This window comes from Arsenicicoccus sp. UBA7492, from assembly GCF_002479615.1.
Taxonomy (GTDB): domain Bacteria; phylum Actinomycetota; class Actinomycetes; order Actinomycetales; family Dermatophilaceae; genus Arsenicicoccus; species Arsenicicoccus bolidensis.
Genome location: NZ_DLOE01000036.1, coordinates 86,079 through 100,372 on the forward strand (window position 1 = coordinate 86,079; position 14,294 = coordinate 100,372).

Sequence of the window (14,294 nt, forward strand, 5' to 3'; positions counted from 1 at the left end):
GGGTGTGGCGGGTCAGGTGAGCTGCTCGAACTTGCGGCTCCACGCGCTGCGGATCGGGCTGGCGTCGGCGACGAGGGCGTCGAAGCGGGCGTCCGCGATCGCCGAGACCTGGCCGAGGGAGGCCCGGTGCTCGCGCGCGGGCGAGCTCTCGACGCGGCGCCACCCCTGCTCGACGAGCTGGTCGAGGTCGGCGAGGTTGGTGACGCACATGACGAGCGGCCGTCCGTGGGTGTCCTGGTAGGCCGTCGACAGGCGGTGGATCTCGTCACGCTGCACGTCGTCGATCCGGTCGAGGGCCAGCGAGCTGGTGTCGAGGAGGGCGACCTCGGTGTCGGAGGCGATGGGCCCGCGGGGCGCGCCGGCGTCCTCGGCGTCGACGGCCGCGAGGACGAGCTCGCCCACGTCGCGATAGCTGCGGACGAGGGCGTCCTGCTCCTCGCGCGTGCCGGACAGCACGGCCTCCTGCAGAGCCGCGCGCAGTGCGGTGGTGGACCCGAACGGCCGTGCCTCCCAGGCGCGCTCGACCGGCCACGCCGCGCCGGTGTAGAGCGACCCGAAGGTCGCCACGAACTCGTCGCGGCCCATGGCGTCCACGTCGTCGATGGTGACGGTGCGGTCGCCGGACCGGGCGACCTCGGCGCCACGCTGCCGGCCGACGTGGAAGAAGAGCAGGTTGAGCAGGATCGCGGTGATGGATCCGAGGGTGACGCCTGAGGCGAAGAGGATCTGCGCCCACGAGGGCAGGACGTCCGCGACGTGCGGCTGCAGGGTGACGAGCATCGCGAGACCCAGGGCGGTCGAGACGATGACGGCGTTGCGGTTGTCGTGCAGGTCGGCCTTGGCGAGCGTCTGGATGCCGACCACCGCGACGTTGGCGAACATCGCGATCGACGCGCCGCCGAGCACGGGGGCGGGGATGGCGGCCACGACGGCGGCCGCCTTGGGGAGCAGGCCCAGCACGATCATGATGACGCCGGCCATGACGACGACCCAGCGGCTCTTGACGCGGGTGAGGCGCACGAGGCCGACGTTCTGGGCGAAGCAGGTGTAGGGGAAGGAGTTGAGGACGCCGCCGAGCGTGGTCGACAGACCGTCGGCGCGCAGCGCGGCGGCCACGTGGGTCGGGCGGATCCGCTTGCCGACGACCTCGCCGGTGGCGAAGACGTCGCCGGTCGTCTCGACGGCGGTGATGGCCATGACGACGATCATCGAGATGCACGCCGTCAGGGAGAACGCCGGCCACCCGAAGAAGAACGGCGTCGTCACGCCCACCGGAGCCGCGGACGCGACGCCGGCGAAGATCGGCTCGCCGAGCGCCCAGGCCACGGCGGTGCCCGCCACGAGACCGATGAGCACCGACACCGTCGCGAGGAAGCCGGAGAACACCCGCTGGATGACGATGATCAGCGCGAGCGTGCCGAAGGCGTAGAGCAGCGACTCGGTGAGGGCGGCGTGGTCGAGGGGGGCCGCGGGGTTGGCGGGGTCCTGCGCGTTGCGCACGACGTCGCCCGCCGCGACGCCCAGCAGGGTCGTGCCCATGATCGTCAGCACGGAGCCGGTCACGACGGGCGGGAAGAAGCGGAGCAGGCGGGAGAAGTACGGCGCCGCGAAGAAGGTCACGAGACCGGCGACGATGATCGCGCCGTAGACCTCGGCCAGCCCCTGCGTGCCGCCACCGGACGCGAGACCGATCGCGATGATCGGAGAGACGGCGGTGAAGGTCACGCCCTGCACGAGAGGCAGCCGCACCCCGACCTTGCCGAAGCCGGCCGCCTGGATGATCGAGGCGATGCCGCACGTGAACAGGTCGGCGTTGATGAGGTGGACCGTGTCCTGCGGGCTCAGCTTCAGCGCCTGCGCGATCACCAGCGGCACGATCACCGCCCCGGCGTAGAACGCGAGGACGTGCTGCAGCCCGAGGACCGCCAGCTTCGGCGCCGGGGGCACCTGGTCGACGGGGTGGACGGTGCGCGGGGTGGGCGCGAGGGAGGCCTGGGACATGGGTGACCTTCGCTGGGGAGGGGGACGTCAGGGCGTCGTCACTGACGACCGTGATCCTACCGAGCGCCAGACCGTTCCCCGTATGACGGGTTTGTCCCGTCATACGGCATGGGCGCGGTCCCCTGCCGCCCGACCCTCAGGTGAGGCGCTCGCGATGGTGCACGATCGGCTCGTGCGTCGCCGCACCCGCCCCGAACCACTCGGTCACCCGCGTGGTGAAGGCGTGCTCGAAGTCGTCGTCGTTGTGGCGGGCCGCGATCCACGCCGTGAAGCTGCCGCCAACGCAGGCGTCCAGCTCGCGACGGCAGGCCTCCGGGTCACGGAGGGCCTCGAGCAGCAGCTGCTCGGCGACGGCGGGCGAGTCGTAGAGATAGGGGTAGCGCTCGGGCACGAGCGCCCGCGCCCACCCGGTGTCGGGGAGGATACCGATCACGCCCTCGAGCATGGCCTCGACATACTCCAGCCCGTAGGACTCCTGGGCCGCGGTGGCCAGGAAGGCCGTCGTCCTCGACAGTGCGTCCCAGTAGCCGTCGCGGGTCGTGAGGGGCCCGACCCACATCCACTTGTCCCGCGTCATGTCCATCGCCGCCGTCGACGTGAGGTGCTGCTCCTGGAGCCGGGCCTCGGCGCGGAGCGGCACCTGTCGGGCCACCCGCCGCACCACGTCCATGAAGAGGCCCGGCCGCTTGCGGCGCTCGAGCGTGATCGCGGGATAGAGGACGACCGGGACGTCCGTGGGCCTGCGCGTGGACGCGCGCTCGACGTTGACGCCGAGGTTGGTCCAGTCGATCCGGGCCTGGGAGGCGAGGTGGGGTGCGGTCCAGTGCTGGACGACCTCACGCACCTCGCCGGCGGTGCGCTCGCTGTTGCAGTAGGTCGGGAACATCGCGAAGGACAGCCCCAGCGCCGCGAAGTTGACCGGGTGGTGGAAGGAGCTGGGGTTGGTCCAGACGAGGTTCAGGATGCGCGGCTCGTCGAGGTGCCGGTGCAGCACCTGGAAGCACGCCACGGAGTCCAGCGGCTCCATGTTGACGAGCAGGGTGCTGGTCGGGTCCAGGTCCTCGAGGGTGACGACCTGCAGGCCGGGCCCGGTGCGTGGCTCCGGGCCGACGACGACCGCCTCGGGATAGAGCCGCAGGAGCCGTGACACCAGGCGGGTGCCCGCCGAGTCTGTGACCAGCTGCCCGGACGTGTCGATGTGTGGTCCCTCGCCGATGGGGCCGAGCTTGACGGCAACCTTCATGGCCGCACCTCCTCGTGCGCAGGGCCGCGCGGCAGCCTGCCGCGGGCGGCCTTCCGACCATGGTGCACCTGGCTCGTCAGGTGGTTGCGGGCGGGGTGGGCCTGAGCGGGTTGGCGTGCGAAGTCGGGCGGATGTGCTTACCTGAGGTAGGTCTGTCGGCCTGGCGTGCGAAGTCGGGCGGATGTGCCTACCTGAGGTAGGTCAGAGGAGCTCGAGGGGGACGGGCTCGGACGGGGCGGGGAAGGCCGAGTCCAGGTCGTCGAGGTCGCGCTCGGAGAGGCGGAGCTCGAGCGCTCCCGCGTTGTCGAGGGTGTGCGCGACCGACGAGGACTTGGGGATCGCGATGACCCCGGGGTCCCGGATCGTCCACGCGAGGGCCACCTGGGCGGGCGTCGCCCCGTGACGCTCGGCGACGTCCTCCAGCGCGTGCAGCCCTGCGCCGGGCTCGAGCAGACGGGCCTGCTCGATGGGGGAGTAGGCCATCACCGGCACGTGATGGCGGTGCAGCATCGGGAAGAGGTCGAGCTCCGGCCCCCGGCGGGACAGGTTGTAGAGGACCTGGTCCGTCGCGCAGGCCGGCCCGCCGTCGAGCCGCAGCAGCTCGGCCATGTCCTCGGTGTCGAGGTTGGAGACGCCCCAGGCGCGGATCTTGCCGTCGCGGACGAGCTCCTCCATCGCGGCGACGGTGTCGGCGAGCGGGTGGTGGCCGCGCCAGTGCAGCAGGTAGACGTCGAGGTGGTCGGTGCCGAGCCGGCGCAAGGACGCCTCGCAGGCCTGGACCGTGCCGCGGCGGGAGGCGTTGGAGGGCAGCACCTTGGAGACGAGGACCGCGTCGTCGCGTCGTCCTCGCAGGGCCTCGCCGACGAGCTCCTCGGAGCGGCCCGAGCCGTACATCTCGGCCGTGTCGATGACGCTCAGCCCCGCGTCCAGGCCGGCCCGGAGGGCGGCGATCTCCTCGTCGTGCGCGGCGGCGGAGTCGCCGACGTTCCAGGTGCCGAGGCCGATCGCAGGGACCCGGTGGCCGGCGAAGGCGGTGGTGCGCGTCATACGGCCACCCTAGGACGCCGCCGGTCAGGCGGCCGCCCGGTCGGCGAGGTCGAGCAGGAACGGCACCGACGTCATGGCCAGCAGGATCACGGCGACGACGAAGGCGATGGCAACGGTGAACAGGTCGTGGGTGGTCATGGCTCCACGCTCTCGCCCGCGGGCGCTCGCGCACATCGGCCCATGGTCGGGACCCGCCGGCCGGGTGGTGCGACCTCGGTCGTATGCCGGGTGCGACCACCGTCAGGCGGCGTGCGGGCACCCGTCGGGGTGGCCGGCGTCCGCAGCCCCTGGGGTGTGTCCTAGGTCACGGCTACGCTGCGAACTGGCAGCCCGCCACCGCGTCGTCCGACGTTCCTGAAACCACCGGGAGTCCACCATGTCGTCCGTCCTGAACCCCTACATCTCCTTCGTCGACCAGGCCCGTGAGGCCCTCGATTTCTACGCGTCCGTCTTCGGCGGCGAACCCCGCATCATGACCTTCGGCCAGATGGGCACCGAGGGGGCCGATGCGGACAAGGTCATGCACGGCCAGCTCGACACCGCGGCCGGCTACACGCTCATGGTGTCCGACGCCCCCGAGGGCATGCCGCACGACGACGGCGCCCGCATCTCCTGCAGCCTGTCCGGTGACGACGCCGACGAGCTGCGCGGCTACTTCGCCGGCCTCGCCGAGGGCGGTCAGGTGACCCTGCCGCTCGAGAAGCAGATGTGGGGCGACGAGTTCGGCATGGTCACCGACAGGTTCGGCGTCGCCTGGATGTGCAACATCGCCGGCGCCGCCGCCTGATCCACGGCCTGTCGGGGAGGTCGGCGCGACAGATCGTTATGCGCCGGTCGGCGTCGACCGTCCCCGATGTCCGCGCCCGCGCAGGTAGCCTCGGCAGGGTGAATCTCGAGAAGGTCATCTTCGGGTTCTTCGTGCTGCTCGCGGCGACGGTGAACTTCGGCTTCGTCGTCGGCGACCTCGGCGACCCGGACATGCACAACATCTGGGAGCTGTATGCCGCGATCGTGGTCAACGTCGTCGCCCTGGTGCTGAAGTTCGGCGACCGCACGCAGATCGGCGCCACCCACCTCGCCACGAGCCTGGTCGCGGTGCTGCAGCTGATCGCCGCCGCGTCGCTCTACATCTACTTCACGGCGTCGCACTCCGAGTCCATCACCGGTCCCGAGATCGCGAGCGTCGTTTCCCTCGCCTGCGGGGCGGCCCTCGCCAACATGGTGTCGCTGGTGCTGCTCGTCGCCGAGACGGTGTCCTTCCGCCGCCGGTGACCCCGGCTGCGGCATACCGCTCCCGTCATGGCTGACCAGGGCGCGTCCGACGAGGAGGTGCGGGCATGACCAACCCGCTTCTCCTCTTCTTCGCGCGCCCCTCGACCCGACAGCACGGCGTGCGGCGACCGCGCGAGCGCGTCCGCGTCCCCACCGAGGTGCCCTCGACCGACGCGATCTTTCTCGTGCTCCGACGGATGCGCACCCCGCTCGTCGTCCTCGTGGCGATCTTCTCCATCTCGGTGTTCGGGCTGGCGCTGATCCCCGGCAAGGACGGGCAGCGGATCTCGCCCTTCGACGCGTTCTACTTCATCAGCTACACCGCGACGACCATCGGGTTCGGCGAGATCGTGCCGTTCACGGCGATCCAGCGGCTGTGGGTGACCTTCTCGATCTACAGCACCGTGGTGGGCTGGGCCTACGCGATCGGCACGCTGCTCGCGCTCTTCCAGGACGCGGCCTTCCGTGAGGCGGTGGCCACGCAGCGCTTCCGCCGGCGCGTGATGACCATCAAGGAACCGTTCTTCATCGTCGCGGGCTACGGCCAGTCGGGGCGCGCGGTGTGCGCCGAGCTCGACGAGGCCGGGCGGCGGATGGTCGTCATCGACAGCGACAAGGACCGCGTCGACAAGCTCTCGTCCGACCAGCTGCACGCCGACGTCCCCGGCATCGACGCCGACGCCTCCCTGCCCGGGGTCCTCGGTCTGGCTGGGCTGGGGCTGCCCAACTGCGAGGGCGTGATCGCCCTCACCGACGACGACGACGTCAACCTCGCCGTCGTGATGTGCGTCGACCTCCTGCGTCCCGAGCTGCCCGTCCTCGCGCGCTGCCACAGCCGGGTCACCGAGGAACGCATGCACGACTTCAGCGCGGCCGCCGTGATCAACCCCAGCGACCGGTTCGGGGGTTACCTGCTGCTCGCGATGCAGCGCCCCACGACCTTCCACCTCGTCTCGTGGCTGATGAGCTCGGCGGGCATGCCGCTGCAGGCCCGGCGCGAGGACAAGCACGACGGTCGCTGGATCGTCGCGGCCGAGGGCCACTTCCGCGACGAGATCTGCAACGACCTCAGCCGGGCCGGGCAGGAGGTCGAGTGGGTCGACCCGCACGAGGGCTACCCCGAGCTGCGGGGAGCCACGGGCTTCATCGCCGGGTCCGACAGCGACACCCTCAACCTCGCCATGGCCGAGCACGCGCGCCTCGTGGACCCCGAGATCTTCGTGGTCGTGCGCCAGCACTCCACCGAGCGCCGTGCCCTGGTGCGCGCCCTCGACATCGACTCCGTCTACACCCCCAGCGACCTCGTCGCCTCGGAGGTGCTGGCGCGGGTCGTGACGCCGACCTTCTGGACCTTCGTCGAGCACGCGCTGGGGCAGGACGAGGACTGGGCGGCCGCCGCGCTCACCCGCCTCACCGACCGGTGCGGCCGCAAGGCCCCCGAGCGGGACCTCGTGACCATCGACCTCCGCAACGCGCCCGCCCTCACGCGTTGGGTGCGCAACCACGACTTCAGGCTCCGCGACCTGCTGCGCGACCCCGAGGACCGGGAGCGGATGCTCGCGGTCGTCCCTCTCGTGCTCATGCGCGACGGCACCCCGCACCACATGCCCGACGAGGACATGCTGCTGCGCCCCGGCGACCAGGTGCTCGTGGCCGGGCGCCTCGGGGCCCTCGCCTCCATGACGCCGGTGCTGCTGCAGGAGACCGCGGTCGAGCACGCCGCCACCGGGCGCGACGTGCCGATCACGTGGGTCGGGCGGGCCGTGACGCGCGCGGTCGAGCGTCGCCGCCAGCGCCGCGCCTGACCTCCGCTCGCCGTCCCGTCTCGCCATGACGCCATGACGCGCCCGCCCACGGCGCCCCACCCCCGCAGTTGGGGAAGCTTGGTGTCGCCATGGCAGCACCAAAGCTCCCCGCTGCCGGGGCCGGATCAGGGAGAGGGCGGACGTGATTGCTCGCGGACGCGTGGAGGGGCAAGGCGTGCCCTCTCACGCGTGGAGGCGAGGACGTGTTGTGCCCTCTCACGCGTGGAGGCGGGGACGTGCGGTCAGCCGCCGGCCTCGCGGGCGAGGATCGCGGCCTGCACGCGCGAGGTGCAGCCGAGCTTGGCGAGGACGCGGGAGACGTGCGTCTTGGCGGTGGCCTCGCTGATGATCAGGGCCGCGGCGATCTGGGCGTTGGACAGGCCCTGCGCGATCACCTCGAGCACCTCGCGCTCGCGGTCGGTGAGGTCGTGGAGGCGGGCGACCCGGTCGGCCGCGGCGGCAGCAGCGGGGCCATCGAGGCTGGTCGGGGGCGTGCGCGGTGCCTGCGCCGCGGCGAAGCCCGCGATGACCTGCCGCGTCACCTCCGGCGCCAGCACCGCCTCGCCGGCGGCGACCCGACGGATGGCGTCGGCCAGCGGACCCGCGTCGACCGTCTTGAGCAGGTAGCCGTCGGCGCCCGCCCGCAGCGCCCCCGCGACGTACTCGTCCACCTCGAAGCTGGTCAGCACCAGCACCCGCGACCACCCGGCGGCGACGATCTGCTCCGTGGCGGCCAACCCGTCGACGCCGGGCATCCGGACGTCCATGAGCGTGACGTCGGGCCGCAGGGCGCGGGCCTGCGCGACGGCCACGGCGCCGTCGCCGGCCTCGCCGATCACCTCGAGGTCGGGCTGCGCGGACAGGAGCAGCCGCAGCCCGGAGCGCACGGTCGCGTGGTCGTCGGCGAGCAGGACGGTGATCATGTGGCTTCTCCTGCAGAGGGCAGCGGTATGACGGCGCGGACCTGCCACACCTCGGGGTCGCCGCACTGCTCCGTGCCACCGCCGGAGACGCTGTCCGCACCTCCGCCCGGACCGTCGCCTCGACCGGCAGCGGGCGAGGGAGATGGGCCGGCGTCCAGCCAGCCGCCGAGGGCGGTGACGCGTTCCCGCATCGTGTGCAGGCCCAACCCCGAGGACCCCGACCCCGCAGAGCCCGCCGAGCTCGACGAGGGCGCCGGCGCTCCGCCGACCGACACCACCTCGAGCTCCAGGTCGCCGTGGGCGCGGATCCCCACGACGGCGGACCGCGAGGGGGAGTGGCGACCGACGTTGTGCAGAGACTCCTGCAGCACCCGGTGGGCGGCCTGCCCGACCGCGGCGGGCAGCGGCGGCAGCGGGTCGGGGGACACCTCGAGGCGGACCGCCAGGCCGCGGGCGCGAGCCTGCTCGACCACGCCGGCGAGGTCCTGCGGGCCCTGCAGCAGCGGGGACGAGGTCGCCGCAGGGTCGGGCCGCAGCACCGTCAGCATCGTCTGCAGCTCGCCCATCGCCTGGCGCGAGGTCGCCCGCACGACCCGCAGGGCCTCGTCGCGTGCTGCCTCGCTCTGCAGCCCCGCCTCGGCGTGGATCGCGATGGCGGACAGGCTGCCGGACAGGGCGTCGTGCAGGTCACGGGCCATCTGCTCGCGCTCGGAGCGGCGGGCGTCGGCCTCGCGCAGCTCGGCGAGACGGGCTTCGTCGGCGGCGCGGCGGCGCTCGGCCTCGACGAGGTCCAGCTGCTTGCGGCTGGAGGCCCCCCACCAGTAGGACGTGCCGAACACGGCGAACACCGTCAGCGCCGTCAGCACGGCCAGGCGCAGGTCACGGGTCGCGGCCAGGGTGACTCCGCCGGACAGCAGGACGGCCCCGGCCACCACCCACTCCAGGTAGTCCACGACGGGACGCCGCCCGTGCAGCCCGGCCGCATAGACCAGCTCGATGGTCACCAGCAGCGACCCCACGCTCCCGCCGAACGCCGCCTCGGCCACGAACACCACCAGCCCCAGCGCCAGGCAGGTCATCGGCCGTCGTCGCCGCCAGGCCATCAGCGCGCACAGCGCCAGCAGCGGCACCGCGTGCCACCACCGGTTGTCGGGCCCGGGCAGGCTGTCGCCCCAGATGTCGACGAGGTCGATCTGCAGGAGCAGCAGCCCCACCACCGCCATCAGCAGCGGCCCGCGCACGTCGAGGTCGACGTCGCGCCGCGGCAGGTCGGCGGTCTGGTTCACCGTGCCATTGCAGCACGCACGCCGCCCTTCCGGCATACGCCGAAGGATGTAGCCCCCACCCGCGAGGATCGGCCGACCGGCCGACGCGCCACGCACCCGCGCGGGCGGAGGGTCGGGGCATGACACTCGCACTCCTCGGACCGCTGGTCCTGCTCGCCCTGATCGACGCCACGAGCTTCGGCACGCTGCTGATCCCCGTGTGGTTCCTGCTCACGCCAGGCCGGATCCGCGCCGCGCGGGTGCTCGTGTTCCTCGGGACGATCGCCGCGTTCTACTGGGTCCTCGGGCTGCTGCTGAGCGCCGGGGCCGTGACCTTCCTCGACGACCTGTCAGGCTGGCTCGACACCGAGACTGGACAGCTCGCGCGCAAGGTGGTCGGGATCGGCCTGATCGCGATCGGCATCCTGCTCCCAGGCAACCGCAAGGCGCGGAGCGAGCGCGCGAACGACGGCGCCGCGACCCGCGTGAGCCGGTGGCGCGCCCGGGCCATGGGTGTCGACGCGGCCGGCGGCGGCGCGGGTGCGCTGGTCGGGCTCGCGCTCGCGGCGGCCACCGTGGAGGCGGCGTCGATGCTGCCCTACCTCGCCGCGATCGGGATGCTCAGCACGTCCCCCCTGCCGATGACGGGGCGCGCCGTGGTGCTCGTGGGCTACTGCCTCCTGATGATCGCGCCGGCGCTCGTGCTGCTCGCCCTGCGCCTCGGGGTCGGGGAGCGCATCGAGCCGACGCTGCGGCGGCTCGCGGCGTGGATGGAGCGGCAGAGCGGCGAGACCGTCGCCTGGATCCTCGCGATCATGGGCGTCCTGATCCTGCGCGGCGCCGTCTGGGGGTGACCCCGCGGGTCATGGGCGCCTCACAGGAAGCTCAACGGATCGCGATAGTCCCGCGCCGCAGAGTCGGTGGTGACCGAGGGCAGGTCGTATGACGGACCGCCCACCGCCCCCACGCCAAGGACCGCACATGACCACGACCACACCACTCCTGCGCCGCCGCCTCTGGCCGCGCACGGCGTCGGTGGCCGCACCCGGCGCCGAGACGGCGACCGGGGCGACCGCCGGGGCGCCGGACGGCATACGGCCGGGCTCGTCCTCCGACCCGACCACCCCCTCGGGCGCGACCACCGTCGCCGGCTCCACACCCTCAGACGCGGCGGCTCCCCGGTGGGCCCGGCCGGCCCTGTGGGCCTTGCTGGCGCTGACCGCGGCCCTCTATCTGTGGAACCTCTCGAGCAACGGCTACGCCAACGACTTCTACGCCGCCGCGGTGAAGTCCGGGACGCAGGACCTCACGGCGTGGGTGTTCGGCTCGCTCGACTCCGCGAACTCCATCACCGTCGACAAGCCCCCGGTCGCGCTGTGGCTGATGGTGCTGAGCTGCCGGATCTTCGGCTTCTCGAGCGTCGCGATGCTGCTGCCGCAGGCGCTCGCCGGCGTCGGGACCGTGGCGCTGACCGCCGCATCCGTGCGCCGCGTGTCCGGCCACGTCGCCGGCCTGGTCGCGGGGCTGCTGGTCGCAATCACCCCCGTCGCCGCGCTGATGTTCCGGTTCAACAACCCCGACGCGCTGCTCGTGCTGCTGATGACGGCCGCCGCCTACTTCGTGGTCCGCGCGATCGAGACCACCCGTGGCAAGGCGGCGCTGTGGTGGATGGTGGCGTGCGGCGCGGCGATCGGCTTCGCCTTCCTCACCAAGATGCTGCAGGGCCTGCTGGTCGTGCCGGCGTTCGCCCTGGCCTACCTCGTGGCCGCGCGGTTCTCGCTGCGCACGCGTCTCGCTCACCTGGTGGCCGCGGGCCTCGCCATGGTGGTGGGTGCCGGCTGGTTCGTCGCGCTCGTGTCGCTGTGGTCGGCGTCCTCGCGTCCCTACATCGGTGGCTCGACCAACGACACGCTGTGGGAGCTCGCGCTCGGCTACAACGGTCTCGGCCGGATCCTCGGCGGCGAGGGCAACGGTGGTGGCGGCGGTGGCGGCGGGCTGTTCGGCGGCGCCACGGGCATCACCCGGATGTTCGGGTCGGCCTTCGGTGCCGAGATCTCCTGGCTGCTGCCCACCGCGCTCGTCCTGCTCGTCGCCGGGCTCGTGGCCGCCGGCCGCGCCGCCCGCACCTCGGCCGCCCGCGCCTCCCTGATCCTCTGGGGCGGCTGGCTGCTCGTGTCGGCGCTGATCCTGTCCTTCATGGAGGGCACGGTGCACCCCTACTACTCCGTCGCTCTCGCCCCGGCCCTCGCCGCCGTCATCGCCATCGGCGGGCGCCTCGCCTGGGACCGTCGCTCGTCGCTCGTGTGGCGCGTCGCCCTCGGTGGCGCCGTGGCTCTGGCGGGCGTGTGGAGCGTCTACCTCCTGCACGTCCACGCGGACTCGTGGCTGCCGGCGCTGCGCTGGATCGCCCTGGCGGTCACCACCCTCGGCGCGATGGGCTTCGTGGCGCTGGGCGGCGAGCAGCGGTTCCGCAAGGCGGCGGCCGTGGCCCTGCTGGTCGGCTCGCTCGGCGGCCTCGCCGGCACCACCGCCTGGACGGTCGCGACGATCGGCCAGAGCCACACCGGCTCCACGCCGACGAGCGGGCCTGCCGTGGCCGGTGGCGCGGGTCGGACAGGCGGCGCTCCCGGAGGTCAGGCGCCCACGGGGCAGGCGCCCACGGGTCAGACGGGTCCGGCGCCGGGGGGGCAGACCGGCCCGAGCAGCTCGGCCAGCTCGAGCAGCTCAGCCGGCTCCAGCGGCTCGTCGACGGGCACCACCACGTCCGCCGATGACGTCACGACGCTCCTGCAGAACGCCGGCACCACCTGGTCCGCCGCCGTCGTCGGCGACCAGACCGCGGCGGGCTACATCCTCAGCACCGACACCGCCGTCATGGCGATCGGCGGCTGGAGCGGCACCGACGCCAGCCCGACCCTCGCGGAGTTCCAGCAGTACGTCTCGGACGGCCGGATCCACTACTTCGTCTCCGGCGGGCGAGCCGGCGGTGGCCCCGGCGGCAGCGACAGCACCTCGACCGCCTCGCAGATCACCGCGTGGGTGCAGTCCCACTACACGGCGACGACGGTGGGCGGCACCACGGTCTACGACCTCACCTCGCCGACCAGCTGACCGAGGCCGTATGCCGGCGCCGCCTGCCCCCACCACGCGTGAGGGCAGGCGGCGTCGGCATACGAGCCCCGTCGCTGGGGAGACAAGGTGTTGCCCAGGCAGCACCAAAGCTCCCCGACGACGGGGCTGACAGGTGGCTCCGCGCCACCACAGGAACGGGGCCACTTCTGGTTGCTATCACCACCAGGAGTGGCCCCGATGTCAGGGAGCCCCCGGCCTCGGCTCACGCGCCTCCCCGCCCCCTCACAGTTCCACCCCACCCCCAAAGATCGTGAGGGTTTCGTCCAAGAAAGGTGGACGAAACCCTCACGATCTTGGGCGGGAGGGGGCGGGTCAGGCGAGGGCGGCGTAGCGCTCGGACAGGTCGCGCAGGTAGTCCTCGAATGGCGCCGCCTCGCGTCCCTCGATCGCGCAGACCAGGTGGTCGAGGTAGAACTCCCACCCGGGTCCGATGTCGCCCATGGACATCTCGGCGGGGATCTGCGTGTGCCGCAACGTGATCGACGAGCCACCGTCTCGCGGCGCGCACTCCAGGGCGAGGGGCCACGCGAACGGCGGCGGCGCGTCCGAGGCGAGGCCGAGGCGGTGCGGGCGGGAGCACTCGGTGATGCGCATCCCCATCGTCGGGGAGCCCTCCTCGCTCGCCATCGTCACCTGGATCGTGGCGCCGACGCGGCCCTCGCCCGACCACGGGCCGTATCACCGAGCGGTGCGGTCGGAGTCGGTGATCCAGGACCACAGCTCCTCGACGGGGATAGCGACGTCGCGGGTCAGGGTGAGGGTCAGGCCGTCGTCGTGCGAGACGGTGCCGTGCAGCTCGCGCACGTCCATGATCAGGCCTCGGCGGGCAGGTCGCCGGCGCCCTGGAAGAGGCCGAACGGCGCGCCTCCGGGCGTGGTCAGGTGCACGAACCGCCCGAAGGGGATGTCCATCGGGCCCATCGTCACGGAGGCGCCGAGCGACTGCGCCCGCTCCGTCATGGCGTCGAGGTCCTCGACGAGCAGGTAGGACACCCAGTGCGGGTCGTCGGTCTCGGTGCAGGCGCCGATGGTGAAGTGGCCGTCGTCGCCGAGCCTGGCGAGCAGCACGCCGTCGCCCATGGGCTCGGTGGTGAAGCCGAACAGGTCGCGGTAGAACGCGGCGGACCGCTCGACGTCGCCGGTGAGGCAGTCCTGCCAGCAGGGGAAGCCGGGCTCGTCGACCGCGGCGTAGCCGACCACTCCCGTCGCCTGCCAGAACGCCACGGTGACGCCGCCCGGGTCGGTGACCACCGCCATGTGGCCGTGCTCGGGGATCTCGGTGGGACCGGCGACGCGCCGGGCGCCGAGCGACTCCGCCGTGGCGAGGGTCGCCCGGAGGTCGTCGGTGGCGAGGAAGAGCGTGGCCACGTCGTGCGCCGACCCGGGCATGGCGGGGCCGATGCCGAAGACATAGCGGTCGTCGCGGTGGACGACGGTGTAGCCGCCGAACTCCGGCGAGCCGTCGGGGATGTCGTAGCCGAGCAGGTCCCGGAAGAAGGCGGCGGTCGCGGGGACGTCCTCGACCCACAGGTCGAGCCAGGTGGGGGTGCCGGGGCTCTGGGGGGTGGTGCGTGCAGTCATGGCGCGTCTGTCCTCTCGTGATGTGA

General features: G+C 72.7%; 12 protein-coding genes and 1 pseudogene. 5 read left to right on the forward strand and 8 right to left on the reverse strand.

The genetic code is table 11. The annotated features are described in order from the left end of the window. Positions 1-12: 12 nt before the first annotated feature. The 3 genes from B4E97_RS10295 to B4E97_RS10305 form a co-directional block, all read right to left on the reverse strand. Positions 13-2,001, reverse strand: a complete 1,989-nt coding sequence (locus B4E97_RS10295) for a solute carrier family 23 protein (protein WP_286959776.1) — start codon at positions 1,999-2,001, stop codon at positions 13-15. A 136-nt stretch (positions 2,002-2,137) separates the two neighbouring features. Next, positions 2,138-3,244 (reverse strand): glycosyltransferase family 1 protein, encoded by a 1,107-nt coding sequence (locus tag B4E97_RS10300; RefSeq protein ID WP_286958163.1) that lies wholly within the window; start codon positions 3,242-3,244, stop codon positions 2,138-2,140. Positions 3,245-3,445: 201 nt separating this feature from the next. Further along, positions 3,446-4,291, reverse strand: a complete 846-nt coding sequence (locus B4E97_RS10305; RefSeq protein ID WP_029211133.1) for an aldo/keto reductase — start codon at positions 4,289-4,291, stop codon at positions 3,446-3,448. 376 nt (positions 4,292-4,667) lie between these two features. Here B4E97_RS10305 and B4E97_RS10310 point away from each other — a divergent pair, with 376 nt between their 5' ends. The 3 genes from B4E97_RS10310 (at position 4,668) to B4E97_RS10320 (ending at position 7,368) form a co-directional block, all read left to right on the forward strand. After that, positions 4,668-5,078 carry a VOC family protein gene (locus B4E97_RS10310; protein ID WP_029211134.1) on the forward strand — a complete coding sequence of 137 codons (411 nt, stop codon included), beginning with the start codon at positions 4,668-4,670 and terminating at the stop codon, positions 5,076-5,078. Positions 5,079-5,176: 98 nt separating this feature from the next. Continuing rightward, positions 5,177-5,563: a DUF6394 family protein gene (locus B4E97_RS10315; protein ID WP_286959777.1), complete on the forward strand. Its 387-nt coding sequence runs from the start codon at positions 5,177-5,179 to the stop codon at positions 5,561-5,563. Between the two features lie 65 nt (positions 5,564-5,628). Continuing rightward, positions 5,629-7,368: an NAD-binding protein gene (locus B4E97_RS10320; RefSeq protein ID WP_029211136.1), complete on the forward strand. Its 1,740-nt coding sequence runs from the start codon at positions 5,629-5,631 to the stop codon at positions 7,366-7,368. Positions 7,369-7,610: 242 nt separating this feature from the next. Here B4E97_RS10320 and B4E97_RS10325 read toward each other — a convergent pair whose 3' ends face one another. Both B4E97_RS10325 and B4E97_RS10330 read right to left on the reverse strand, forming a co-directional pair. Next, positions 7,611-8,291, reverse strand: a complete 681-nt coding sequence (locus B4E97_RS10325) for a response regulator (protein WP_286959778.1) — start codon at positions 8,289-8,291, stop codon at positions 7,611-7,613. Continuing rightward, entirely contained in the window at positions 8,288-9,577 is a 1,290-nt protein-coding gene (locus B4E97_RS10330) for a sensor histidine kinase (RefSeq protein ID WP_286959779.1), read from the reverse strand. Before B4E97_RS10330 ends, B4E97_RS10325 begins: the two co-directional genes overlap by 4 nt. Positions 9,578-9,696: 119 nt before the next feature. Here B4E97_RS10330 and B4E97_RS10335 point away from each other — a divergent pair, with 119 nt between their 5' ends. Both B4E97_RS10335 and B4E97_RS10340 read left to right on the forward strand, forming a co-directional pair. Next, positions 9,697-10,410, forward strand: coding sequence for a GAP family protein (locus B4E97_RS10335; protein WP_286959781.1), 714 nt, complete (start codon positions 9,697-9,699; stop codon positions 10,408-10,410). Positions 10,411-10,537: 127 nt separating this feature from the next. Then, on the forward strand, positions 10,538-12,667 hold the full coding sequence (locus B4E97_RS10340) for a glycosyltransferase family 39 protein (RefSeq protein ID WP_286959782.1): 2,130 nt from the start codon (positions 10,538-10,540) through the stop codon (positions 12,665-12,667). A gap of 333 nt (positions 12,668-13,000) precedes the next feature. Here the strand turns inward: B4E97_RS10340 and B4E97_RS10345 are convergent. The 3 genes and pseudogenes from B4E97_RS10345 to B4E97_RS10355 form a co-directional block, all read right to left on the reverse strand. Beyond that, positions 13,001-13,336 (reverse strand): annotated as a pseudogene (locus tag B4E97_RS10345) (ATPase); the annotation flags it as partial. A gap of 30 nt (positions 13,337-13,366) precedes the next feature. Beyond that, entirely contained in the window at positions 13,367-13,498 is a 132-nt protein-coding gene (locus B4E97_RS10350) for a hypothetical protein (RefSeq protein WP_286959783.1), read from the reverse strand. Positions 13,499-13,500: 2 nt separating this feature from the next. Continuing rightward, positions 13,501-14,268, reverse strand: a complete 768-nt coding sequence (locus B4E97_RS10355; protein ID WP_239264449.1) for a VOC family protein — start codon at positions 14,266-14,268, stop codon at positions 13,501-13,503. Positions 14,269-14,294: the final 26 nt, after the last annotated feature.

Coding starts and splice junctions, on each gene's coding strand:
- B4E97_RS10295 (WP_286959776.1), bottom strand. CDS start 2,001: ATGTCCCAGGCCTCCCTCGCGCCCACCCCGCGCACCGTCCACCCCGTC.
- B4E97_RS10300 (WP_286958163.1), bottom strand. CDS start 3,244: ATGAAGGTTGCCGTCAAGCTCGGCCCCATCGGCGAGGGACCACACATC.
- B4E97_RS10305 (WP_029211133.1), bottom strand. CDS start 4,291: ATGACGCGCACCACCGCCTTCGCCGGCCACCGGGTCCCTGCGATCGGC.
- B4E97_RS10310 (WP_029211134.1), top strand. CDS start 4,668: ATGTCGTCCGTCCTGAACCCCTACATCTCCTTCGTCGACCAGGCCCGT.
- B4E97_RS10320 (WP_029211136.1), top strand. CDS start 5,629: ATGACCAACCCGCTTCTCCTCTTCTTCGCGCGCCCCTCGACCCGACAG.
- B4E97_RS10325 (WP_286959778.1), bottom strand. CDS start 8,291: ATGATCACCGTCCTGCTCGCCGACGACCACGCGACCGTGCGCTCCGGG.
- B4E97_RS10335 (WP_286959781.1), top strand. CDS start 9,697: ATGACACTCGCACTCCTCGGACCGCTGGTCCTGCTCGCCCTGATCGAC.
- B4E97_RS10340 (WP_286959782.1), top strand. CDS start 10,538: ATGACCACGACCACACCACTCCTGCGCCGCCGCCTCTGGCCGCGCACG.
- B4E97_RS10350 (WP_286959783.1), bottom strand. CDS start 13,498: ATGGACGTGCGCGAGCTGCACGGCACCGTCTCGCACGACGACGGCCTG.
- B4E97_RS10355 (WP_239264449.1), bottom strand. CDS start 14,268: ATGACTGCACGCACCACCCCCCAGAGCCCCGGCACCCCCACCTGGCTC.